This window comes from Flintibacter sp. (assembly GCF_046973065.1).
The window spans coordinates 1-7635 of record NZ_JBKVXZ010000088.1; the positions used below are offsets into that span (position 1 = coordinate 1).

Annotated in this window: 7 protein-coding genes and 1 pseudogene; 5 read left to right on the top strand and 3 right to left on the bottom strand. The window is 60.0% G+C overall.

Annotated features, from left to right (window positions below; genetic code table 11):
• From ACLTXB_RS18240 to ACLTXB_RS18260, 5 genes and pseudogenes are all read left to right on the top strand, one after another.
• A pseudogene (locus tag ACLTXB_RS18240) lies at positions 1-431 on the top strand (ROK family protein); the annotation flags it as partial.
• Between the two features lie 2 nt (positions 432-433).
• Positions 434-1549, top strand: a complete 1116-nt coding sequence (gene nagA / locus ACLTXB_RS18245) for an N-acetylglucosamine-6-phosphate deacetylase (RefSeq protein ID WP_008979927.1) — start codon at positions 434-436, stop codon at positions 1547-1549.
• A 24-nt stretch (positions 1550-1573) separates the two neighbouring features.
• Positions 1574-2293 carry a glucosamine-6-phosphate deaminase gene (gene nagB / locus ACLTXB_RS18250; RefSeq protein WP_020989454.1) on the top strand — a complete coding sequence of 240 codons (720 nt, stop codon included), beginning with the start codon at positions 1574-1576 and terminating at the stop codon, positions 2291-2293.
• A gap of 138 nt (positions 2294-2431) precedes the next feature.
• Positions 2432-3280: an MSCRAMM family protein gene (locus tag ACLTXB_RS18255; RefSeq protein ID WP_428227921.1), complete on the top strand. Its 849-nt coding sequence runs from the start codon at positions 2432-2434 to the stop codon at positions 3278-3280.
• An 86-nt stretch (positions 3281-3366) separates the two neighbouring features.
• Positions 3367-3657 (top strand): hypothetical protein, encoded by a 291-nt coding sequence (locus tag ACLTXB_RS18260; RefSeq protein WP_428227922.1) that lies wholly within the window; start codon positions 3367-3369, stop codon positions 3655-3657.
• A 45-nt stretch (positions 3658-3702) separates the two neighbouring features.
• Here ACLTXB_RS18260 and ACLTXB_RS18265 read toward each other — a convergent pair whose 3' ends face one another.
• From ACLTXB_RS18265 to ACLTXB_RS18275, 3 genes are read right to left on the bottom strand one after another with little or no spacing between them, the layout of a single operon-like run.
• Positions 3703-4392: a V-type ATP synthase subunit D gene (locus ACLTXB_RS18265; protein ID WP_110441262.1), complete on the bottom strand. Its 690-nt coding sequence runs from the start codon at positions 4390-4392 to the stop codon at positions 3703-3705.
• Between the two features lie 12 nt (positions 4393-4404).
• Positions 4405-5781 carry a V-type ATP synthase subunit B gene (locus ACLTXB_RS18270; protein ID WP_428227923.1) on the bottom strand — a complete coding sequence of 459 codons (1377 nt, stop codon included), beginning with the start codon at positions 5779-5781 and terminating at the stop codon, positions 4405-4407.
• Positions 5778-7550: a V-type ATP synthase subunit A gene (locus tag ACLTXB_RS18275; protein ID WP_110441263.1), complete on the bottom strand. Its 1773-nt coding sequence runs from the start codon at positions 7548-7550 to the stop codon at positions 5778-5780. The genes ACLTXB_RS18270 and ACLTXB_RS18275 overlap by 4 nt, the downstream gene beginning before the upstream one ends.
• Between the last annotated feature and the right edge of the window lie 85 nt (positions 7551-7635).

Consider the following 7635-nt stretch of genomic DNA (forward strand, 5'->3'; position numbering starts at 1 on the left):
ACGCCATGGAGGACGAGTGGTCCGGCGACATCGGCTGCGGCGTGAAGTACTTCTCTCAGGACGGCGTCATCAAGCTTGCTCCTCGTGCCGGTATCCAGTTGGATGAGAGCCTGTCTCCCGCTGAGAAGCTGAAGGTTGTCCAGAAGTGCATGGAAGAGGATCAGGAGGGCGCTAAGGAGGTCTACCGCTCCATCGGCACCTATCTGGGCCATGCTCTGGCTTACTACTATGATCTCTACCACTGCAAGCACGTGCTGCTGCTGGGCCGCGTCATGTCCGGCAAGGGCGGCGACCTCATTCTGGAGGAGGCCAAGCGCGTGCTGGCGGACGAGTATCCCGAGTGCGACGGCAAGCTGTTCCCCTCCCTGCCTGACGAGAAGACCCGCCGGGTAGGCCAGAGCGCCGCTGCCGCTTCTCTGCCGGAGGTGTAATCATGATCATCGGAAACGCAAATGTATTTGTAGACGGCAAGTTCCAGAAGGGCTCTGTGGCCGTGGAGAACGGCGTCATCACTGCCATCGGCCCCGCCGGATGGCCCTGTGATGTGGACGCCCAGGGCAAGTACCTGGTACCCGGCTTCATCGACGTGCATACCCACGGCGCCATGAACGAGGACTTCTCCGACGGTAAGCCCGAGGGTCTGCCTGCCATGTCCAAGCACTACGCCGCTCACGGCGTCACCTCCTTCCTGGCCACCACCATGACTCTGAAGGAGGAGGTTCTTACTCCCGCCATGGAGACCATCCGTGGTTTTGTCCGCCCCGCCGACGGCGCCAAGTGCGCGGGCATCCATCTGGAGGGCCCCTTTCTCTCCTACGCCAAGCGTGGCGCTCAGGCCGCCGAGAACCTGCACAAGCCCGACGCGGAGATGTTCCACCGACTCAACGCCGCCAGCGGCGGCCAGGTCCGCCTGGTCACCGTGGCCCCTGAGGAGGAGGGTGCTATCCCCTTCATCGAGGAAGTCTCCAAGGTGTGCACCGTCTCCATCGGCCACACCACCGCCAACTATGAGACCGCCATGGCTGCCTATGCGGCCGGCGCCTCCCATGCCACTCACCTGTATAACGGTATGCCCTCCCTGCTCCACCGTGAGCCCGGCGTCATCGCCGCCGCTCTGGACAGCGGCGCTACCGTGGAGCTCATCTGCGACGGCCTGCACATCCACCCCGCCGTCATTCGTGCCACCCACCGCATGTTCGGCAAGAAGCTGGTCATCATCAGTGACTCCCTGCGCTGCGCGGGTATGCCCGACGGCCAGTACGAGCTGGGCGGCCAGCCCATCGAGATGAAGAACGGCCGGGCTACCTTGCTGGGTACCGACACTCTGGCCGGCTCCTCCTCCAACCTGCTGCAGGAGCTGCAGAATGTAGTCTCCTTCGGCCTGCCTCTGGAGGATGCCATCACCGCTCTCACCTCTGCCCCCGCCAAGGCGGTCCGGCTGGACCACGAGATCGGTTCCATCGCTGTGGGCAAGAAGGCTGACCTGCTCCTGCTCACCGAGGATCTGGAATTGGATTCCGTTTACATCGACGGCAACAAAATCATTTAAATCATATTATTGGAGGAAACTGCTATGAGAATCATCAAGGCGAAAGATTACGATGCCATGAGCCGCGCTGCCGCCCACATCATTGCTGCTCAGATCCAGCTCAAGCCCAACTGCGTGCTGGGCCTGGCCACCGGCTCCTCCCCCATCGGCACCTATAAGCAGCTCATCGAGTGGAACAAGGCCGGCGATCTGGACTTCTCCGCCGTGCGTTCCGTCAACCTGGACGAGTACGCTGGTCTGACCCCCGACCACGACCAGAGCTACGCCTACTTCATGCGCCACAACCTGTTTGACCACGTGAACATCGATCTGGCCAACACCAACGTGCCCAGCGGTGTCAACGGCGACGGTGAGTGCGAGCGTTACGACAAGCTGATCGCTGATTTCGGCGGCATCGATCTGCAGCTGCTGGGTCTGGGTGTCAACGGCCACATCGGCTTCAATGAGCCCGACGACCACTTCTCCCTGGGCACCCACAAGGTGACTCTCACCGAGAGCACCCGCGATGCCAACAAGCGTTTCTTCGCCTCCATTGACGAGGTTCCCACCCACGCTTACACCATGGGTGTGCGTGACATCATGCAGGCTCAGCGCGTGCTGATGGTGGCCTCTGGCGCTAATAAGGCTCAGGCCATTAAGGACGCCTTCTTTGGTCCTGTTACTCCTCAGGTCCCCGCTTCCATCCTCCAGTACCACAAGGATTTCATCCTGGTGGCCGACGAGGAAGCCCTGTCTCTCATCTGATTTTTTCATTCCTTTCCAAAAAGGGAGCAGCCCATCGGGCTGCTCCCTTTTTGTCACCTCCAACACTCTGACAGCATAGAGTAAACCAGCAGGCGGCCAGCGCCCCTGCCACGTTTCACTTTTTGGAGGTTTTCTTTTATGGCCGATATCACTCAGGATCTTTTGCAGCTGCAATACAGCCAGAACTTTCCCATCAGCGGGATGCAGGAGGCTGACATCAATCTAACCCTGCCCCCGGTTGCCCCTGCTACCGCCACTGTTTACGGCACCGTGACCGACGGCACCGATCCCATTCCCGATGCCACCGTTAAGTTATTCGATAGTAAGGGAAAACCCTACCAGCATACCCTCACTGATAAAAATGGTGAATATACTCTGGACGGTATTCCCGCTGGCACCTACACTCTGGCTGCCGTCAAGGAGGGGTATCTCCTCAGCGACGCCGCCGGCGTAGTCCTCACTACCAGCGACACCACCCAGATCAACCTGGTATGCGCCCAAGATTCTTCCCTGTCTCTGGGTGCGCTTGCCGGTGTAGTGAAAACTCTGGTAGACAAGACTGAGACTCCGCTGTCCGGTACCAAGCTCTCTCTGCTCAATGCCGCCAACGAAGTGGTAGCTACCACCTATTCTGTGGATGACGGCGAATTTGCCTTCTATGATCTGGCTGACGGTTCCTACACCCTGATGGCCTCCGCTATGGGATATCTGCCTGCTGCTCCTATGGCTGTGACCATTGTTAACGGCTCCATCGCCAACGTATTGGTGACTATGAGCGCCGATTCCCGCACTTATAACGGCACCGTCAGCGGTATCATCCGAGATCAGAACGGTAACGCAGTCGCGGGCTGCTTTGTAGGTCTTTTTCAGGTCACGGCTGGTCAGGAGCTTCTGATTGCCACCACCAAGACCAACACCGACGGCAAGTATTTGTTCGGCGGTGTGACCAGCGGCGAGTACCTGGTCAAGGCCAAGATGAATCAGTAACCGGCGCTCTGACTGCGGGAGTTTCCTTCTGCCTGAGAGGTAAGGATGAGGCAGAGCAAAACCTGTGCTTCTCCCAGCGGTATGCCTTGTGCGCCCTGCGGGAGCTGTGCGGCGCCTGCTGCCCTTGGAGCTGGGTGCAGTTAGTAAGTCATACCGGCTGCCATGAGCGCACCTATCGCCTGCTGTGCAGCCAGGAGATCAATTTTTCTTCCCTGACTCCAGGAGATTATTTGCTCACTCTCTGCCGTCCCCAGGGGCGGCAGGACCTGTGGGTCCATCTGTCCCCTGGCTCCAATGTGGAGTGCCGCTTCCAGCCTCACACCAGTCAATGGCACTGGCGGCGGCTTTCCTGTCACTGCGCCTACAATCTCACCTGACAAAAAAGACCGGGAAGGCAATGCCTTCCCGGTCTTTTCTCATGTTTAGTTTGCAAAGGACTCCAGCGCCCGGGCATCTGCCTCCTGACGCTCCTGGATTGCTTCCTTCAGAAGCATATCCTTTACCTTCATCAGCCGGATGGTGTTAGCGCGCTCGTTCTCATCCAGCTTCATGGTGATATATTTGATACTCTCCTCCATCTGGGGGATCTTCACATACTCCAGAGCATTGACACGGCGGCGGGTCTTCTCAATCTCCTCCGCCAGCAGCTGAGAGGTCTTTTCGATCTCTGCCAGCTTCAACATGTCCTGAAAAACCTGGGACATAGCATCCACCGCGTCGTCCAGCTCACCGCTGGTCTGGGCAAAGCCGTAGGGATAGACCTCACCCGGGTCCTGGCTGCGGGTCTTGAAGTGATACTCCGGCACATCCACGGACATGATGTTCTGGAAAGTCATCTCCAGCTCCACAGACTGCTTGGGGTACATGAGGGACTGCTCCAGCATCTCAGGGGACATGAGGGCGGCAGCTACGGTGAAGGAGCCGTGGGCCCGCATAAGGCCCTCCTCTACCCGTTTCCGAAGGGCCCGGTTCTCCCGCACCACATCCATAAACTGCTTCATCAGCTCGTCGCGCTTGTCTTTGAGCAGCTTGTGGCCCCGCTGGGCGGTCTTCAACCGGCCTTTCAGCCGGGTCAGTTCCATACGGGTGGGATTTATTGTTGTGGAAGGCATTCCAATCCCCCCTTAATCCTTCTTGGGCAGATACTTGTCGATATACTCGGGCTTAATGCGCTTGAGCTCACTGCGGGGCAGGATGCTCAGCAGCTCCCAGCCCAGGTCCAGGGTCTCCTCAATGGAGCGGTTCTCCTCGGTACCCTGGGAGACATAGCGCTTTTCAAACTCGTCGGCAAACTTGGCGTACAGCAGGTCGGTGGGGCTCAGGGCGGCCTCACCCATGATGGACATAAGCTCCTTGTTTTCCTTACCGGTGGCGTAGGCGGCAAAGAGCTGGTTCATGGTGCCCGAGTGGTCCTCACGGGTCTTGCCCGCGCCGGTACCCTTATCCTTCAGACGGGACAGAGAGGGCAGCACGTCCACAGGGGGATTGACGCCCCGGCGGTACAGCTCACGAGACAGAATGATCTGGCCCTCGGTGATATAGCCGGTGAGGTCGGGGATGGGGTGGGTCTTGTCATCCTCAGGCATGGTGAGGATGGGGATCATGGTGATGGATCCTTCCTTGCCCATCTGGCGGCCGGCACGCTCGTACATGGTAGCCAAGTCGGTGTACAGGTAGCCGGGGTAGCCGCGGCGGCCGGGGACTTCCTTCTTAGCCGCAGAAATCTCACGCAGAGCCTCGGCGTAGTTGGTAATGTCGGTGAGAATGACCAGCACGTGCATGTTCTTCTCAAAGGCCAGATACTCCGCGGCGGTCAGGGCCATACGGGGGGTGGCGATACGCTCGACGGCAGGGTCGTTGGCCAGGTTGGTGAACAGAACGGTACGGTCAATGGCGCCGGTGCGCTTAAACTCGCTGACGAAGAACTCAGACTCCTCGAAGGTGATACCGATGGCAGCGAAGACCACGGCGAAGTTGGACTCGCCGTCCAGCACCTTGGCCTGACGGGCGATCTGAGCAGCCAGTGCGGCGTGGGGCAGACCGGAACCGGAGAAGATGGGCAGCTTCTGACCACGAACCAGAGTGTTCAGGCCGTCAATGGTGGAGATGCCCGTCTGGATAAACTCGTTGGGGTAGTTCCGGGCGGCGGGGTTCATGGCCAGACCGTTGATATCCCGGTACTCATCGGCCAGGATGGCAGGTCCGCCGTCAATGGGCTCGCCCATGCCGTTGAACACGCGGCCCAGCATATCACCGGACACGGCCAGCTGGAGGGGATGGCCCAAGAAGCGAATCTTGGACTGAGCCAGGTTGATACCGGCGGAGTTTTCAAACAGCTGCACCACGGCGGAGTCGCCGTTTACCTCCAGCACCTTACAGCGACGGACAGTACCGTCAGCCAGCTCGATCTCGGCCAGCTCGTCATAGGTGACACCCTGGACGTGGTTGACCACCATCAGCGGGCCGGAGATCTCCTGGATGGTTTTATATTCCCGAATCACAGAGCCATCTCTCCCTTCTCGCCAATGGCGTTGGTCTCCTCTTCCAGTTCCACCATAATGTTGGCGTAGTTGTCCAGATACTGGTCGGCGGGCACCGACTTGGCGCGACCGATCTTTTCACGCACAGGTACGGAGAACAGCTCGTTGAGGTTCCCGCCCCGCTCAGCGGCGGCGCGGCAGTGCTCGTCGTAGTCCCGGATCAGCACCAGCATACGAGCCTGACGGTCGTACTCAGAGTAGGAATCGATGTCCACAAAGGAGTTCTGCTGCAGGAAGTCCTCACGGATCATCTTGGCCACTTCCAGAGTGATCTGGTCCTTGGCGGACAGGGAGTCCTTACCGACCAGCTGCACGATCTCGTTGAGGTTGGCCTCCTCCTGGAGGACGGCCATGGCCCACTCTCGGTTCTGGAGGAACTCCTTACCTAGATGCTCGTCGTACCAGGGCTTCAGGGAGTCCAGATACAGGGAGTAGGAGTTCAGCCAGTTGATGGCGGGGAAGTGGCGGCGGTAGGCCAGAGAGGCATCCAGAGCCCAGAACACCTTGACAATACGCATGGTGGCCTGGGAAACAGGTTCACTGAGGTCGCCGCCGGGAGGCGACACAGCGCCTACGGCGGTCAGGCTGCCCCGGCGATCATCGGAGCCCAGGCAGGCCACGCTGCCAGCTCGCTCGTAGAACTGAGCCAGGCGGGAGCTGAGGTAGGCGGGGTAGCCTTCCTCACCGGGCATCTCTTCCAAACGGCCGGACATCTCACGCAGAGCCTCGGCCCAGCGGGATGTGGAGTCGGCGATGACGGCCACGGCATAGCCCATGTCGCGGAAATACTCGGCGATGGTGATGCCGGTGTAGATGGACGCCTCACGGGCGGCCACGGGCATATCGGAGGTGTTGGCGATGAGCACGGTACGCTTCATCAGAGACTGGCCGGTACGGGGGTCCACCAGCTCGGGGAACTCCCGCAGTACGTCGGTCATCTCGTTGCCACGCTCGCCGCAGCCGATGTAGACCACCAGGTCCACGTCAGACCACTTGGCCAGAGCGTGCTGCATCACCGTCTTGCCGGAGCCGAAGGGGCCGGGGATGGCGGCGGTTCCGCCCTTGGCCACAGGGAAGAAGGTGTCCACGATCCGCTGTCCGGACTGGAGAGGGATGGTGGGAGGATACTTGTGTTTGTAGGGGCGGCCCACACGGACGGGCCACTTCTGCATAAGGGACAGCTCGGTCTTGGAGCCGTCAGGCTGCTCCAGCACGGCTACCGTCTCCGTGACGGTGTAGGAGCCACCCTGGATGGAGACGATCTTGCCCTGCATCTTGGGGGGGATCATGATCTTGTGGAGGATGGAGTCGGTCTCCTGGACGGTGCCGATGACGTCGCCGCCGATGACCTGGGCGCCGGGCTCCACGGTGGGGGTAAACTCCCACTTCTTCTCCCGGTCCAGGGCAGGCACTTCCACGCCGCGGGGCAGGTTGTTGCCCTGCACCTTCTCCATGATGACCTCCAGGGGACGCTGGATGCCGTCGTAGATATTCTCAATCAGGCCGGGGCCCAGCTCTACGGACAGAGGGGCGCCGGTGGTGACCACTTCCGCCCCGGGACCCAGGCCAGAGGTCTCCTCGTAAACCTGGATGGAGGCGGAATCGCCGGTCATGGTGAGGATCTCGCCAATGAGGCGCTGCTCGCCCACACGGACCACGTCGGCCATGTTGGCCTCAGTCATACCGGTGGCAACCACCAGAGGACCGGAGACCTTAACGATTTTTCCCATAGGCTAACAAACCTTCTTTCTTCGCCAGGGGCTTTGCCCCTGGACCCCACCCCCGTTTTATAAAAAGCGGCGCAAAAATTTACGA